General features: G+C 37.5%; 25 protein-coding genes. 23 read left to right on the top strand and 2 right to left on the bottom strand.

Features of this window, described 5'->3' with window-relative positions; genetic code table 11:
• Window positions 1–267: 267 nt before the first annotated feature.
• From ACQKKO_RS15965 to ACQKKO_RS15950, 4 genes are all read left to right on the top strand, one after another.
• Window positions 268–726 carry a hypothetical protein gene (locus ACQKKO_RS15965; RefSeq protein WP_498648913.1) on the top strand — a complete coding sequence of 153 codons (459 nt, stop codon included), beginning with the start codon at window positions 268–270 and terminating at the stop codon, window positions 724–726.
• Between the two features lie 10 nt (window positions 727–736).
• Window positions 737–1,264, top strand: coding sequence for a Holliday junction resolvase RecU (locus ACQKKO_RS15960; RefSeq protein ID WP_498648911.1), 528 nt, complete (start codon window positions 737–739; stop codon window positions 1,262–1,264).
• 112 nt (window positions 1,265–1,376) lie between these two features.
• Complete coding sequence (locus ACQKKO_RS15955) at window positions 1,377–1,745, top strand: hypothetical protein (RefSeq protein WP_498648909.1); 369 nt, start codon at window positions 1,377–1,379, stop codon at window positions 1,743–1,745.
• Window positions 1,746–1,775: 30 nt separating this feature from the next.
• Window positions 1,776–1,967 (top strand): hypothetical protein, encoded by a 192-nt coding sequence (locus ACQKKO_RS15950; protein WP_498648907.1) that lies wholly within the window; start codon window positions 1,776–1,778, stop codon window positions 1,965–1,967.
• 12 nt (window positions 1,968–1,979) lie between these two features.
• Here the strand turns inward: ACQKKO_RS15950 and ACQKKO_RS15945 are convergent, their stop codons facing one another.
• Window positions 1,980–2,159, bottom strand: a complete 180-nt coding sequence (locus tag ACQKKO_RS15945; RefSeq protein ID WP_498648906.1) for a hypothetical protein — start codon at window positions 2,157–2,159, stop codon at window positions 1,980–1,982.
• A gap of 79 nt (window positions 2,160–2,238) precedes the next feature.
• On the opposite strand from ACQKKO_RS15945, the gene ACQKKO_RS15940 reads away from it, so the two are divergent.
• Complete coding sequence (locus tag ACQKKO_RS15940) at window positions 2,239–2,523, top strand: DUF7352 domain-containing protein (protein WP_498648904.1); 285 nt, start codon at window positions 2,239–2,241, stop codon at window positions 2,521–2,523.
• Window positions 2,524–2,535: 12 nt separating this feature from the next.
• Here ACQKKO_RS15940 and ACQKKO_RS15935 read toward each other — a convergent pair whose 3' ends face one another.
• On the bottom strand, window positions 2,536–2,712 hold the full coding sequence (locus tag ACQKKO_RS15935) for a hypothetical protein (protein WP_498648902.1): 177 nt from the start codon (window positions 2,710–2,712) through the stop codon (window positions 2,536–2,538).
• Window positions 2,713–2,821: 109 nt separating this feature from the next.
• On the opposite strand from ACQKKO_RS15935, the gene ACQKKO_RS15930 reads away from it, so the two are divergent.
• From ACQKKO_RS15930 to ACQKKO_RS15845, 18 genes are all read left to right on the top strand, one after another.
• Window positions 2,822–3,406, top strand: a complete 585-nt coding sequence (locus ACQKKO_RS15930) for a hypothetical protein (RefSeq protein WP_498648900.1) — start codon at window positions 2,822–2,824, stop codon at window positions 3,404–3,406.
• Window positions 3,407–3,847 carry a hypothetical protein gene (locus ACQKKO_RS15925; RefSeq protein WP_498648899.1) on the top strand — a complete coding sequence of 147 codons (441 nt, stop codon included), beginning with the start codon at window positions 3,407–3,409 and terminating at the stop codon, window positions 3,845–3,847.
• A gap of 32 nt (window positions 3,848–3,879) precedes the next feature.
• On the top strand, window positions 3,880–4,410 hold the full coding sequence (locus ACQKKO_RS15920) for a hypothetical protein (protein ID WP_498648898.1): 531 nt from the start codon (window positions 3,880–3,882) through the stop codon (window positions 4,408–4,410).
• Window positions 4,411–4,581: 171 nt separating this feature from the next.
• Window positions 4,582–4,986, top strand: a complete 405-nt coding sequence (locus ACQKKO_RS15915) for a hypothetical protein (protein WP_498648897.1) — start codon at window positions 4,582–4,584, stop codon at window positions 4,984–4,986.
• Between the two features lie 72 nt (window positions 4,987–5,058).
• The gene (locus ACQKKO_RS15910) at window positions 5,059–5,412 is read left to right on the top strand and encodes an HNH endonuclease (protein ID WP_498648895.1); all 354 of its coding nucleotides are present in this window, start codon (window positions 5,059–5,061) and stop codon (window positions 5,410–5,412) included.
• Window positions 5,413–5,541: 129 nt separating this feature from the next.
• Window positions 5,542–6,024, top strand: coding sequence for a hypothetical protein (locus ACQKKO_RS15905; protein ID WP_498648893.1), 483 nt, complete (start codon window positions 5,542–5,544; stop codon window positions 6,022–6,024).
• 122 nt (window positions 6,025–6,146) lie between these two features.
• Window positions 6,147–7,238, top strand: coding sequence for a hypothetical protein (locus tag ACQKKO_RS15900; protein ID WP_498648892.1), 1,092 nt, complete (start codon window positions 6,147–6,149; stop codon window positions 7,236–7,238).
• Complete coding sequence (locus ACQKKO_RS15895) at window positions 7,216–7,794, top strand: hypothetical protein (RefSeq protein ID WP_498648890.1); 579 nt, start codon at window positions 7,216–7,218, stop codon at window positions 7,792–7,794. Before ACQKKO_RS15900 ends, ACQKKO_RS15895 begins: the two co-directional genes overlap by 23 nt.
• 72 nt (window positions 7,795–7,866) lie before the next feature.
• The gene (locus ACQKKO_RS15890; protein WP_498649024.1) at window positions 7,867–8,211 is read left to right on the top strand and encodes an HNH endonuclease; all 345 of its coding nucleotides are present in this window, start codon (window positions 7,867–7,869) and stop codon (window positions 8,209–8,211) included.
• Window positions 8,212–8,268: 57 nt separating this feature from the next.
• Complete coding sequence (locus ACQKKO_RS15885; protein ID WP_498648889.1) at window positions 8,269–8,475, top strand: hypothetical protein; 207 nt, start codon at window positions 8,269–8,271, stop codon at window positions 8,473–8,475.
• Between the two features lie 187 nt (window positions 8,476–8,662).
• Complete coding sequence (locus ACQKKO_RS15880; protein WP_498648887.1) at window positions 8,663–8,998, top strand: P27 family phage terminase small subunit; 336 nt, start codon at window positions 8,663–8,665, stop codon at window positions 8,996–8,998.
• On the top strand, window positions 8,995–10,629 hold the full coding sequence (locus ACQKKO_RS15875) for a terminase TerL endonuclease subunit (protein ID WP_498648886.1): 1,635 nt from the start codon (window positions 8,995–8,997) through the stop codon (window positions 10,627–10,629). Before ACQKKO_RS15880 ends, ACQKKO_RS15875 begins: the two co-directional genes overlap by 4 nt.
• A gap of 14 nt (window positions 10,630–10,643) precedes the next feature.
• Window positions 10,644–11,798: a phage portal protein gene (locus ACQKKO_RS15870; protein WP_498648884.1), complete on the top strand. Its 1,155-nt coding sequence runs from the start codon at window positions 10,644–10,646 to the stop codon at window positions 11,796–11,798.
• The gene (locus ACQKKO_RS15865; protein WP_498649022.1) at window positions 11,791–12,582 is read left to right on the top strand and encodes a head maturation protease, ClpP-related; all 792 of its coding nucleotides are present in this window, start codon (window positions 11,791–11,793) and stop codon (window positions 12,580–12,582) included. Before ACQKKO_RS15870 ends, ACQKKO_RS15865 begins: the two co-directional genes overlap by 8 nt.
• Before the next feature lie 2 nt (window positions 12,583–12,584).
• Window positions 12,585–13,748, top strand: coding sequence for a phage major capsid protein (locus ACQKKO_RS15860; RefSeq protein WP_498648881.1), 1,164 nt, complete (start codon window positions 12,585–12,587; stop codon window positions 13,746–13,748).
• A 2-nt stretch (window positions 13,749–13,750) separates the two neighbouring features.
• Complete coding sequence (locus ACQKKO_RS15855; protein WP_498648879.1) at window positions 13,751–14,041, top strand: phage gp6-like head-tail connector protein; 291 nt, start codon at window positions 13,751–13,753, stop codon at window positions 14,039–14,041.
• Window positions 14,028–14,396: a head-tail adaptor protein gene (locus ACQKKO_RS15850; RefSeq protein WP_498648877.1), complete on the top strand. Its 369-nt coding sequence runs from the start codon at window positions 14,028–14,030 to the stop codon at window positions 14,394–14,396. Before ACQKKO_RS15855 ends, ACQKKO_RS15850 begins: the two co-directional genes overlap by 14 nt.
• Entirely contained in the window at window positions 14,393–14,785 is a 393-nt protein-coding gene (locus tag ACQKKO_RS15845) for an HK97-gp10 family putative phage morphogenesis protein (RefSeq protein ID WP_498648874.1), read from the top strand. Before ACQKKO_RS15850 ends, ACQKKO_RS15845 begins: the two co-directional genes overlap by 4 nt.
• Window positions 14,786–14,787 lie beyond the last annotated feature (2 nt).

Genomic DNA, 14,787 nt, shown 5'->3' with positions numbered 1-14,787 from the left:
AGAAAGAAGAAAAAATAAGATAGAACGTTTATTCATAAATGAACACCACTTTCACAGTTTTACAGATAGTTTAACAGGCGTGAATGATGACTACAAGGAGACAGACATGCTAATAATGACCCAAATCAGGCTGATAATAATTGTCCTATTCTTCGGACTGGGGACCTTGGGAACAGATAAGGATCACAAAGTACTTTACTACGCAGGAATTGATGCGGTGTCCATCACGGCGCCGACTGTGACTCTCCTGCTCTAGGGGACGGCTATATGGACCCATTAATCATGGTATTACAGCGCACCACTCGTTTATACAAACCGCCAAGTAGGAAGGGCGACATCTTAGAGTACAAAGGCTCATCATATCTCATCATTGGGATTGAGAGCATTGAAATTTATTACTCAAAATTAAAAGTCAGATACATTTGCCAAAACATAAGCGTGGATATTGCTTACAATTTCACTCCTGAGCCGCAGCTTAACTTACGAGAGTTTTATCAAAAAATTTACGAGCAGGATGATTACGACCTTTCAAAAGTAAGGTTGGGCAAACACTTTTATTACGAGGGTGAGAGCTACCAGGTTACGGAATATACGGATATTGAATTTGAGCATACAGACCTTGTTATCAGCTTTTATGCAGCAAAAATTCATCCCATTCCACAAAAAGAGGCAAAGTCGCTTTATCGAACCGAACGAAAAAAGAAACTGTCATTGATTGAAGATTAAGGAGGGCTCTATGAAACGATCTTATGCAAACAGAGGACAAGCATTTGAAATGGCAATCAACTTTGTAAATCAGCAATACAAGAATATGGGCGTTGCTCTAATTAACAAGCGACCAACACCAGTTAAAGTCTTTAAAACAAGAGGGAGAGATATTCTCAAGGCACAGTGGGAAGCAAAGTCCACAGTCGATTATGACGGTGTGTATAAAGGCAAGGCCATTGCATTTGAAGCAAAGAGTGTAGGAGAAAAACGATTTGATTTGGATCTTCTTAAAGCTCATCAGCTGCAGTACCTTATCGATGCAGAAAAGAACGGAGCCATTTCATTCGTTCTGATCGAATTTAGAAATCATCACCTAATCTTCTATTGTCCAGTCAGCTTCATCGCGCACTATGTAAAAGCAGCAGAAACAGGCGGTAGAAAAAGCATCCCTATAGCTGATTTTGAGGTTTATGCGTATGAGGTGGAAAGAGGTCGTCAGGTAACGCTTGATTATTTGGCTGTGATCGATCACCTGCAGGAGAAACAAGCGTTATGAGTATGGGCATCTTAACAGCCGTTCTCTTTATCTCTTTGTTTGCAGCAATCAATTACAAATTTTATAAGGAATCTCGCAATATCTCAGACTATGAAAGGTGGGATCGTGGAGAGTGAGTAAAGAAAAAGGACTTTATGAGAAATACACGGTTATCAATAACGAAACAGCGAAGCCGGTTGAAGGCTTCACTTTCACTCTTTCTCCAGAAAAAGATCCAGCAGCCGCTTACGCTCTTAAAAAATATGCCGAAATGACAACCAATGAACAGTTGGCTACAGAGATAGAGTGCTATATAGAGTCCATGGAGATGATTGGCACATTAAAAATGCCTCAAGAATGTAGCTACTGCGAAGAGCCAGCGCCAAAGTTAAGAAGCTCTCCTTATATGGCTGATATCGGAGCGGAAATGTGCAAGCATTGCTGGGATTTGCCTAGGAGCAGAGGTAAGAACGTTGAAGGAACGGATATTGGGGAGTTTTAAGGCTACATACCTATATAGGAGGGGATACCGATGTACCCGTTTTACGTTAATGACGAGAAGATTTTTTCTTTCTCATATATGCCAAGAAAAGGTGGCGTAGTAAAAGATGATGATACTGGCAAGTGGTATGAGATCACAGGAGTAGACGAAGGTAGGGGAAGAAAAATAACTGGTAAATCAACATTCAATATGGATAATGCTGATTGGCGACCAATGATATAGGAGGGCAATGTATCAGCCCTCCTCATCCTCCTTCTTCTTTTTCTTTGCTTCATAAGCAGCAAGTAAGAAGAATGTAGCGGCAAGCAGTAAGTAAATTAAGTACAATCGATTGCTTGAGTCTGTAGCGAAGTTAGTTAAAGCTATGACGATCATTGAAATAGCGATTATGTAGCATGATTTCACTTTGCTCATGTAGATCACCTCAACTAGTAATACGTATTAGACCGGATAAGGTTGCGTTAAATTTTACCACTGTACAGGAGGAAAAGAAATGAAAGCAATTTATAAGTACCCTTTGGATGCAAGGACCATGCAAAAAGTTAAATTGCCAGTAGGTAGCAAGATATTATCTGTTGGTAATCAGCGTAATGGAATTGTTGTTTGGGCAGAGGTTGACCCGAAAGAAGAAGAAAAAGAGACTGTATTCTTTTGGGTGTATACGACTGGTGAGGAGTATTTGCAACGAAGTACTCAAAGCGTCTTCTTAGGAACAATTCAAATATCTCTTTCAAACGAATATGTAGTACATGTTTTCTACGAAAAAATTGCGATATAGGAGGGCAATGTATCAGCCCTCCTCATCCTTCTTCTTTTTCTTCGCTTCATCAGCGCCAAGGAAGAAGAACGTAGCAGCTAATGGTACGTACATCAAGAAAAGAATGCTACTTGAATCCGTAACAAAAGTTAACAATCCACTAACGAGCATAATCACACCAATTATGTAGTATGTGTTCATCTTGTTCATGTATATCACCTCGAATAGTAATACGTGTTATATCGGATTAGGTTGCGGAAATATTTATGACTATATAGAAGGAGAAGATAATGTCGATGTTTGAGAAAAGAGAGTTTTCATGAACGTATACACAGTCGTATTGAAAACTGGTGAGAAACTGATCGTAGAAGCTGAAAGGGTGGACGAAGGGAACGGAATGATCCGGTTCATATCAAGTAGGAAGTCATATCCACAGAATTATATTTATGGACCAATAATTCATGCGTCCTTCAACAAAGATGACGTCAGCTATTACACATCAATGGTAAAGAGAGTGGGGGAAGCCATCATGAAATGCTATTATTCAAATGAAATTCAGGTAAGTAAGTCTGTGCTTGAATGGTATGAGAAATATGCCGGCAGAACGATCTATACGGCAATTGGAATTGAAAAGGTGATCAATCAAATGAGACAAGCCTACGGCGATGCAGCAAGGAAAGTACTAAATTCGTTTGCAGAGATCTTCGTTAAAGCTTTTGAGAATATTAAAAAGACAGTCATGGATACATGGAAAGGTATCGTTCATTCACTTAGGGTTCAAGCAGCTGAGGCTTCTCTAGCATACCGAACCAAGCGATTCCAACAAATCAGGCAAATGAGCCCACGTATTGTACCTGTAATTGATCGGCGTCCAATGAGGGTATTTGCCAGGAGCAATTGTTAGATGAATGAAAAGGCACTTGAGTATTACATTGCAGCACATAACAAAGCAATTGAAAAAATCCAAATAACAGAAGGTCCCCAAGCTAGAATTGAGGACCTTACTCCTGTTCAAATGGCTAAATTAGAGTACGAGTATGCAGAAGCAGAAAGACAAGCCTATAGGATAGCCAGTTACTACAAATCACAGCAAAAATACCATGAAGCAATGGCGGAAATTGAACAAGGTAAAGCGTATGAAAGAGTGGTGATCGATGGCGGTGGACGTAGCGCAGATGGTCAGTACCTATCAAGGAAATTTAAAGGAGAAGAATTGAAAAAAGCAGGTAAGCACGAAGGGGATTATATGAAATGGCGCGGTGTTGCTGTTTCTTATGAACGTGCAGCCAATAGCCTTAAAGATATGATCAAAGCAAGGTCCTATGAGGATGGCACAGGTAGATAAACGAATTATTACATGAATGGGGAGTTCAAACTATGAAAATTGATAAAATGACAATGGGGCTTATAGTTGAAGTTGTAAAAGAGACAGTGAAGGAAACAGATCGTTTAAGAGCAGGGGAGAACAAGCGCAAACATGACAATCGATTAAGAAACGTTAAGCTCCTTTTGAAAAACTACCGTTCTTTCAAACGTCATGGGCAACAGGCCAAAGAGGATATTCCGGAATTGATGAAAGCACTCGAATTAGATGATTTCAGTGATGATGCATTCCAAATCAAGTCCATTCTAGCAAACAGAAAGAGAACTGCAGCAATGGTCGTTTATATAGAGCGAATGATCGAAGTGTACCGCACCAGTTGCAAGGAATCGCACTATAACGAGGACTGGAGAAGATACCAAATACTTAACCAACTGTACTTTTTAGATGAGAAAAAGACGATCGATGAAGTGGCAGAACTGCACTTTATCTCACGTCGTACACTGTATAACGATATTGATCATGCGTGCAAAGCCTTGGCAGTATTGATGTTCGGCATTGATGGCGTGCAATTTGAAGCAGGATAACCGTTGCAAAATGGTTGCACACATGGTTGCACTATTCGGTGGTATGATGGTAGTGTGCAATTCCCCTTTATATGATTCGTTATGAAGCACCTACAGATTATGTGGGTGCTCTTTTTCATTGCAGGGAAATGACCCTTTATGTCGAATAGAGTGGCAGGAGGTGATTAAAACATGAAAGAAGACATTATTAATTACATCAAAGTACTACAGAGTATAGGAGATGCTATAAGTAAGTCGAGCAGTTCACTTAAGATAGCAGATGAATATACAATTGAGGGTCAGAGAATAGTTAAAGCAGAAAATGTTAAATACGTATCGCAACTTAACGGATTTATAAATGCTATTAAAGCAGTTGATCTTCCTACTGAATTACAAGAAGATAATAAGCGGTTAGTTGCAGCTATTGAAGATTATAAGATAGCTATTTCTAGACTTCCTGAATCGTTCATGGGAGATGGTCGTGTAGACGAAGAGGTACAGAAAGCTAGAATTGATGCAGTGAATTCGTCTATAAATTCGGTAGAAGTAGCAAGTACAGATGTTGGTAATAAAATTGAAAAGTTATTATCGCAATAATATAACAGTTGAAAAGAGAGTCATCCATTTGGGTGGCTCTCTTTTTGCGTGTTAATAAAGGGAGCTAAATATATGCCAAGTAAACCACGCAGACCATGCAATCATGTTGGCTGTACAGTCATAACAGATCAGCCATACTGTAATAAGCATAAAGTCGTAGCCAAAGCATCTAAGGACTTCGACAATAGACGAGGGTCAGCCTCATCAAGAGGCTATGATGCCAGGTGGCGTAAAGCAAGAAAGATGTATCTAAGGCGTAACCCGTTGTGTGTACGATGTGAAATGAACAATGATCTTGTTAGTGCAACCATCGTTGACCATATCAAACCATACGAAGTGGACATGCAGCTGTTCTGGAATGAGAAGAATTGGCAAGCGTTATGTAAGACGTGCCATTGTTTAGGCATTTCACCTGATGTAAAATGATAGTGAGTAAAATACCAATACGTTACAATAGACGGCTACTTTATATGGTGGTCGTCTTTTTTTGCACAGTGTTATTTTAAAATAGAATATGGCATAATTATCCTTGGAAACGATTAAGGGGGATATATTTTGCTGAAGAAAATTATTGGCGTCATGATTGTTTTATTTTTATTTACTGGCTGTGTTAATTATTCCGATGGCGATCCGGCAGATTTAGAACCAACTATGGTTGCATTACACGAGGATCCACTGACTTTCGGTGAGTTTACTATCTTAATTAATTACATTGGAATTTATGGAGATAGTACTAACTATGCTGACGTATCTTTTACTTGGACGAATCAATCGGGGGATGGTGTTAAAAAGTTTATATCCATGTCTCAAATGGATGTATATCAAGGTGAAAAAATGCTGGATGAGAAAACAAATGCATTTGATGTTTATAATCAGGACATGAGTATGATATTTTTTGATAACTCCGAGAATGAAGAAGTGAATGTAATACTAACTTATGAGTTAAAGAGTACTGAAGAATTACGAATTGTATTCACGCCTCTTAATGAGTTAGCTGAGGATCCACAAGAGGTTGAATTCGACATTAAAAAAAATTAAGTTTAAGGCGTCTACCAATTAAGGTGGACGTCTTTTCATTTGACGATTTATGTCGAACGATAATTGTCAAAATCCCTCATAATACACGTTATAATTTAGGTATTATAGAGGGGGTAATTAGTATGGTATCTAAAGATGTTAAATTAGTATTATTAAAAGCTTATGAATTTTCAACTCCGAAGTTTGCAGGAGATAATTGGTATGAAGATGTTTATGACTATGAATTGATAGACATGCTTTTTAAATCAATTATGAAATTAAGCAAGTCTGCTAGGAAGTATAAAGATGATACAGTCTCTATTAACCTTGGTGATTTTAAACAGTCAGATGATGCAAACAGAGTCGAAGGTCACTTTTTAACCGCAAGGCATGGTGTGAGAATGCCACATATTGATATTAATACTCAAGATGAAATAAGCACAATTGAACCTCACCATGGAGTTGAAGCGAAAGTATACTTTATGATTGATAGGATTTCCGGTCTTATTCTAGTTCAAGAAGATTTTAATAAAATTTTCACTAGAAAATTACTTCACACCTTTCTGTATTCCCATAGAAAATTGATTTATCCGTATATTGACAAAGTTAATCAATTAAATTCCGATAGGTCTATAAAGGTTCATAAACGATCTATATATCGTTTAACTACGTTACCTCCAGTTCAGTTTATGGATAAGTTGAAAGAATTCAAAAAAATTAATAGCGCAATCGTTACATTAGATAGTACCACTGAAAAGAAAGATATTGATGTTAGCGAAGCACTAGATATTGAATTAGATAAACATGAAATAGACAACTATGAACTTGAAATAAAAATAAAAAATAAATCTGGATACTCAATGGTGAAAACTTTTGAAAAGTACTTTGCTAAAGTAATTGAACTGCAAAAATATGATTCATATGCTATCGAAGGTCAATTGGAAAGTGGAAGAATACAAAAAATAACACCTGATTCAATTACAAGAGATTTTGAAGCTCATATTAATCATACTCCGTTAGGTGAGCCTTCAATCAGCGACCTTACAAGAGAAATGGAAAAAGTAATTAGGTTTAAAAATCCGATTTCAGAAGATAAAGGCCCTACACCTAATTATATGCCTTTAGGTAAGGACGAAGCTGTTGAAACAGAAATTTCTAGTTATGCACAACAGATTAATGAAAATTATAAAAAAGAATCTGAGGTCATAAATGATGAGCAGAAAAAAACCTCATAATTTCAGCAGAGTTTGGGAATGGTATTCTTTTGGATTTAATACAAAAAGACTCATCCATGAATTTTTAATACCGACAATCTTGGCAGTATTATTAACTGTTTTAGCTATTTACAGTAATAATACTTTCGATCAAATTTTTAAAGGTATAAATAACTTAAATAAAGAACTTTTCTCAATTCTTGCAATTCAAATCGGATTTAACATAAGTGCTTTAGCCTTAATAGTGTCATCTAATAAAGAAATATTAGCTGGAATATTTTCGACTCAAAAATCTGAACAAACAAACACTGATAATATGACGCAATTAATATCGTCGTTTGCATACTGTATTGTAGTTCAAACTTGTATAGTAGTTTACGGAATACTACATTTCGTTGCCTTGGATAACATTCTTCTAAGTAATATATCAGAGTGGAAATATTATTTTATATCATCGGAAAATATAGGATATATTTTTTACTGTTTTTTAATTGCCCTTGTTATTCATAGCTTTATGGTTTTTATACGAAATATATTTCTAATATACAAGTTCATTTTAATTAAATTAAAGAAATAAAAAATGAATTTTGAAATTGATTAGAGACACTATTAATAGTGTCTTTTTTTACTTTAATGATGAGGTGAAGAAATTAAAAAATTTCATTCCAATGAATTTATTACTTCTAAACAAAAGAAACAGTTCTATCGATCAAAGGATTGGGAGACGTTACGAGTTGAAGCATTGGAGCGTGACAACTATGAGTGCCAAGAGTGTAAGCGTCAGGGTGGGGTCCATGTGGACAGCAAGAAGGTTGAGGGTGAGCGTAAGTCAATCGAGCTTAACGTTCATCATAAGTATGAGATTGAACACTATCCGAAGCTTGCATTAGTCCTGGATAACCTAGAGACATTGTGCTTGCCTTGTCATAACAAAGTACATGGCAAAGGGTTCAAGCCTACTAAGAAAAAGAAATGGGATGATGAAATGTGGTGATAAAACGTTTATTAAATTTACCAGGTGAATATCCGATATGACTCTTGGGGTGTAAAGATGTTTGGAGAAATAGATAATAGTATCAATGTAGAAATAGCAACTAGGTTAGGAGTTCTGATATTTGGATCGTTGATTGCAGGTATAGTTGTAGGATTGATCTTAAAAGCGCTACGACTTCCTATGTGGATTGTGCAACCGGCTGCTTGCTTAACACTCTTATTCGTTATGTATCAGATGTTTATGTTTGGAATTGCCGATTTTTAAATACTTACTGTACAAGGGCTATCTATAGGGATGGCTCTTTATTTTTATATGCCCCCCCGGTCAAAAGGTTTGGCAAAAATATTTGCACCGGGAACCGGTGCAGGGGGTCGATTTCCCAGATTTACTCCGAATTCGCGCGTAAATATAGAATTGGGAAATAGCTGTAAAAAGAAAGGGGGTTAACCTTATGGCTAAAATATTGAGAAGTACTTTAAGAAAGCGGATTGAGAACGATTTGACTAGTCAATTAAATGATAAGAAAATCGTTGGAAATCACTATTCTGACTTAATACAGGATTATCTTTCTTTGTGGGATTTGAAGTGTGATTTAATAGATGAAATTGAGGAAAATGGAATTCAGATCATGGGGATGCATGGTCCTAAATCTAATCCATCGATTAACGATCTGCATAAAACGAATGATCGAATGTTAAAGATTCTTGACTCCATTGGTTTGAAGGCAGCGGCCGCAGAGGAGGATAAGAATAAGAAGCACCAGGGTACAGCAGATGATCTTATATGATCTCACATCCGTTTGTTGAAGAATATATTCAGTTATACCGATCTGGAAAGATCAAACTAAATAAAGAGCGTGTTATGTTGATTAGTTATTTGGAGAATCATGTACTTAACCGTAATGATCTCTATTTTGATGAAAAACAAATAAATGCTTTTAATCGTTTTACAACAAAATGGTACTTTCCTTTACAGCCTTTTCAAAAATTTATTGCAGCATTTGTCTTCTTATACTTTAAGGAAACCGATCGTAACTTTTTTAGGAAATTACTAATTATGATGGGGCGCGGTGGTGGTAAGAATGGATTGATCACTGCATTTACTCATTTTCTTACTAGTGAGTTACATGGCATACCGAAATACAACGTTTCAATCGTAGCTAATTCAGAAGATCAGGCTAAAACATCGTTCGTGGAAATGTACGATACCATTGAAGAGCATGAGGTTCTTGGTAACCTGTTTCATATTACAAAAGTTGAGATTAGAAATCATGCTACCAAAAGTATCGTTAAGTTTAGAACTTCAAACGCAAGTACAAAAGATGGTCTAAGAGACGGTTGCGTTATTTATGATGAGATTCATCAATATGCAACAAACGAAGTAGTCAGAGTTTTCTCGAGTGGACTAGGGAAAGTGAAAAATCCTAGAGAGTTCTTTATTGGAACAGATGGATATGTTCGTGAAGGCTATCTAGATAAGATGAAAGAACGAGCAAATAATATATTGAAAGGTGAAGAATTAAACGATTCTCTTTTTCCTTTCATTTGCAAACTCGATGATGCTGAAGAAGTAGCAGACATAGATAATTGGCAAAAGGCGAACCCAATGTTTTGTGAACCCCGTAGCGAATATGCTGAGGGGCTGTTTTACATTGTTCAAGAAGAATATAAAGACCTTGCAAATGACCCTTCAAACCGAGAAGAGTTCATGACAAAACGTATGGATCTTCCAGAGATTGATCCAACAAAGGAAGTTGCATCCTGGGATGATATTCTTGCAACTAATCGTCCTTTCCCAGCTTTAGAAAACAGGGTAGCTGTGGGAGGTCTCGATTTTGCGAGTATTAAAGATTTTGCTGCTGTTGGTCTCTTGTTCAAAGTTGGCGATGATTATGTATGGAAAACTCATTCATTTGTGCGGAAAGGGTTTTTAGACAAAGTAACTCTTAAGGCACCTATCAAAGAATGGGAAAGATCTGGACTACTTACAATTGTAAATGAGCCAGTCATTGACATCATGAACATAGTGAACTGGTTTGTTGGAATGAGGGAGCTATACGGTGTTAATACAATCGTAGCCGATACATTCAGATTGGATTTAGTGAAAACAGCATTAGAAGCAGAGGGCTTTGAATTATTATGGATTCGGAATCCAAGAGCCATTCACAGCATGTTGGCTCCAAAAGTTGAGACCATGTTTGCGAAGCACCACATCATCTTTGACGATAATCCATTAATGCGCTGGTACACAAATAATGTGTATGTGAACATTAAAAAGGATGGAAATAAAGAGTATTTGAAGAAAGACGAATTCAGGCGTAAAACTGATGGATTTCAAGCTTTTATTCACGCACTATGGCAAGCAGATAGCCTACTGGTCGATGAGGGTGACTTTTTCCTTGATGGTATTGATTTTTAGAAGGGGGTGAGATATTGGGATTGTTTGATCGTTTCAAGAAGAACAGTGAATTAGAGTTTATGCTTGATCTTGATCTAATTGATGATTTCTCTAATAAAACGCATTTAAAACGAATGGCTATCGAAACTTGCATAGGGTTTATTGCTCGTACAATTAGTCAGTCTGAATTTCGTATTAGAGATAACAAAAGCAAGATCAAAGAACCAGACGAAATGTATTACAGATTCAACTTACGTCCTAACCTAAATCAGACAGCTACTCGGTTCTGGCAAAAAGTCATTCGTAAATTAATTTTTGAGAATGAAGTTCTTATCATTCAAAGTGATACAAAAGATCTTTTAATAGCTGATTCTTTTATAAGAAAAAAATATGCTGTTCATGAAGATACATTTTCAAGCGTAGTTACAAGAGAGTTTGAATGGCAACGTACATTTCCATCATCAGAAGTTATATATCTTGAATACTCAAACGAAAAGTTATCGAAATTGATTGATGAGCTTTTTTCGGATTATGGAGATCTTTTTGGAAGATTACTTGAATTTCAGAAACGCAAAAATCAAATAAGGGCAACGATCGATACTTCTACGATCAATGGAACAGATGAAGATAAACAAAAAAGAGTAACTAATTTTATTTCTAAAACTTATGGTGCGGTCAGAGATAAATCGGTTGCTCTAATTCCTCAGCAAAAGGGTTTTGAGTATAAAGAACATCAGAAGGATACAAATGCAGGACCATCCGTTGATGAGATAAACAAAATAACTGATGGATTTATGTTTCAAGTGGCAAATGCGATGGGTATTCCTATTGCTCTTTTAAAAGGCGATATGGCTGATCTTGAAAAACCTACAAGAAATTTTATGGTTTATTGTATCAAGCCTCTTATTAAAAATATTGCCGATGAACTCAATTATAAATGGATTGAGAAGAGAGATTATCTCAACGGCAAAAAAATTGAAATCCGTCCGATCAGCTATAACGATATTTTTGATCTAGCAACTGCAATCGATAAGCTCACAGCCTCATCAGGATTTAGTCCGAATGACATTAGAGAAGAGCTTGGTAAAGAAAGGGTGGATGATCCAGAAATGGACAAGTACATCAGAACGAAGAATTATGAAACGATTGGTTCAGATTCTAGTAAAGGGGGTGAGAATGAAAATGACTAAAGAGTTAAGAGCGCAGCTTGAAACAATGATGTCTAAGAAAACTGATGTTAGGTTTGAAGCATCAGAGAATAGCAAAGAAGCGAAGTTTTATGTTTATGGTCCGATTGGTCGCACTTGGTTTTCAGATGAGAACACTGGAAATGGAGTTCGTAGAAAATTAGAGCAATCTAAGGCCGAAACAATTCACGTCCATATTAATTCACCTGGAGGATCTGCTTTTGAAGGAGTTGCTATAAATAATCTTCTTAAGCAACATAAAGCAAAAATTGTTGTTCATGTTGATGGGTTTGCTGCTTCTGCTGCTTCTGTTATCGCAATGGCGGGTGATGAAATCATTATGCCGGAGAACACAATGTTAATGATCCATAGAGCGTCAACTATTGAATGGGGTAATGCTGCCGCATTTGAAAAGACGGCCAAGGATCTACGCAAAATTGATACCGCTCTTGCTGCTTCTTATAAAAAGCGTTTTGTTGGCGAAGAAGGAGAACTTGAGCAATTGCTTGATGATGAAACATGGCTTACGGCTGAGGAAGCTGTTGCTTTCGGTTTAGCTGATAATATCAGTGATGAAATTGAAATTGTTGAGCTTGAAGATCCAGAAGAGGATCTCGATGGGGATGAGGAAGAAGAGTACGAAAACAGCAAAGAAAGGCTACTAGCCAAATATGGTGTAGCAGCTAAAGCTAATATAACCAACAAAAAAGAGACTACGACTGATCCTGTGCCTGATGTTCCTGTACAGAGTTTAGCGAGTCTCTTTTTAAATTTAGGAGGAAAATGATAATGCCAAAAATGACATTTACAAATTTCGAGGAAGCTAAACAAAGATTTGCAGAAGCTACACAGAATGGAACGTCAGAAGAGCAATCTAAGTCATTAGAAAACATGCTTACAGCTTTAGCTGCTGACGTTCAGAAGGACGTATTGCAAAACGTTGGCCACACAATGGGTGACAATGCAGTTCTTCAAGGTCGCGGTCAAAATGTCCTTACTTCAGAAGAAACAAAATTCTTCAATGCAGTTATTGAGGAAGGTGGATTCAAGGATACAGATACACTTCCTAAAACTACACAAGAACGTATCTTTGAGGACATTAAGGATGAACATCCTCTTTTAGCGCAATTAGGTTTACAAAACCTTGGCGCTGTAACTGAATTTATTTACGGCGATCCAGAAGGTATGGCTGTATGGGGTCCATTGTTCGGTGAGATCAAAGGTCAACTTAACGCCACATTCCGTAAAGAAAGAATTGAGCAACTTAAATTAACAGCATTCATTCCTATTGCTAAAGATATGCTGACATTAGGGCCGGCGTGGGTTGAACGTTACGTTCGCACAATCCTAGTTGAAGCCATGTCTGTTGGTCTTGAGCGTGGATATGTTACTGGTCGTGGACTTACTCAAGATGAGCCGATTGGGTTACTTTATGAGGTCCAAGAGAACGGTGCTGTTGTAGAAAAGGAATCACTTGGAGTTCTAACATTTAAACCAGGCTACACAACGATTCATGAAATGAAGAATGTTGTTAAAGGTCTTGCTATTCGTCCAGTTGGAAAGGATAAAGAATTAAAGGTTCGTAAAGTTGCTGGCAAGGTTGTCATGGTAACAAATCCATTTGATACTTTTGACATTCAAGCCAATGCAACAACGCAAAACACTAATGGTGTTTATGTAACCAATCTTCCGTTTAACCCTATTACCACTGAATCTGTATTCGTTCCACAAGGAAAAGTGATCTTCTTTGTAAAGGGTGAGTACATTGCAGCAATCGGTGGTGGAATGGAAACAAAACGTTATACAGAGACGCTTGCTCTTGAAGATGCGGACGTGTTTATCTCTAAGCAGTTTGCCACTGGTAAACCGAAAGACAATTACGCTGCTCAAGTTTATGATCTTAACCTTGAATTGGTTGATGGTGGAGCAGATCAAGAACCAGCTGGAGCATAAGCATGAACAAGGTCACTGATGAAATTTTAGAACAGTTCAAAGGACGTATGCACATTACGAGTAAGGCGGAGGATGGCAATCTGAAAAGTATGCTAGCTTCGTCTTATTTTTATGTCCAGGATAAATGTGGTGACTTTGATCTTACTGTCGATGGGACAGGGAAAGAACTTGTTTTTGAGCGTTCGAGATACATTTACAATGATGCACTTGAATATTTCGAGGACAATTTTAAATCAATGATTATTGGTTTCCAAATGTCTCAATTGCCGGAGGTGCCTGATGAGGAAGAATGAATATAAGGCACCAAGGGTTCACAGTGGTGAGTTGCGTACAATGGTTCACTTCTATGAGGACGTTCCAAACACTGGTCCAATGCCAGGGGGGACACAAGACAAGCTATTGTTTTCAGCATGGGCGAAAATTGACACCGTTTGGCTTCGTGATTTAGAACAAGCTAAGGCTAATAACACGCTTTCTGATGTTACTGTGATCATTCGTGATCCGCTTGATGACTTCACGCCTACGAACCTACATTACTTGTCTATTGATTCCAGGGAGTATAAAGGTGTTAAGTACAATATCAAACAAACTCAACCGGATCTGCAAAATAAGAGCTTTATTAATATCATTGCGGAGGTTAAACGATGAGTAATGTTAAAGTAACGGGCGAAGCGGAGTTAATAAGGGAACTTGAAAAGCGATACGGTAAGGAAGCTATGCAAAGGCGTGTTGATGCTGCTCTTGTAAAAGGGGCAGAGGTATTCAAGAAAGAATTGAAAAGAGAGTTCGAGAAATTTAAGGATACTGGCGCCTCTGTTTTAGAAATTACTGTTTCCAGTCCTCTTGATTATGGAGGCAAACGTGCAGTAAGAATACATTGGCGTGGAGATAAAGGACGATACCGGATCATTCACTTGAATGAATTTGGCACAGTCAAAAATCCAAATCCGAAAGGAAAGGGCGCAATTGCTAAAGCTGAACGCGCTGCTACCGAAGCGTATTTCCGAACGATCAAGGAAGAGCTTGGGAGGGGATAGAT

Source organism: Alkalihalobacillus sp. NPDC127517, from assembly GCF_050276055.1.
In the GTDB taxonomy this organism is placed as follows: domain Bacteria; phylum Bacillota; class Bacilli; order Bacillales; family Bacillaceae_D; genus Alkalicoccobacillus.
This window is presented reverse-complemented; position numbering and strand designations above follow the sequence as displayed.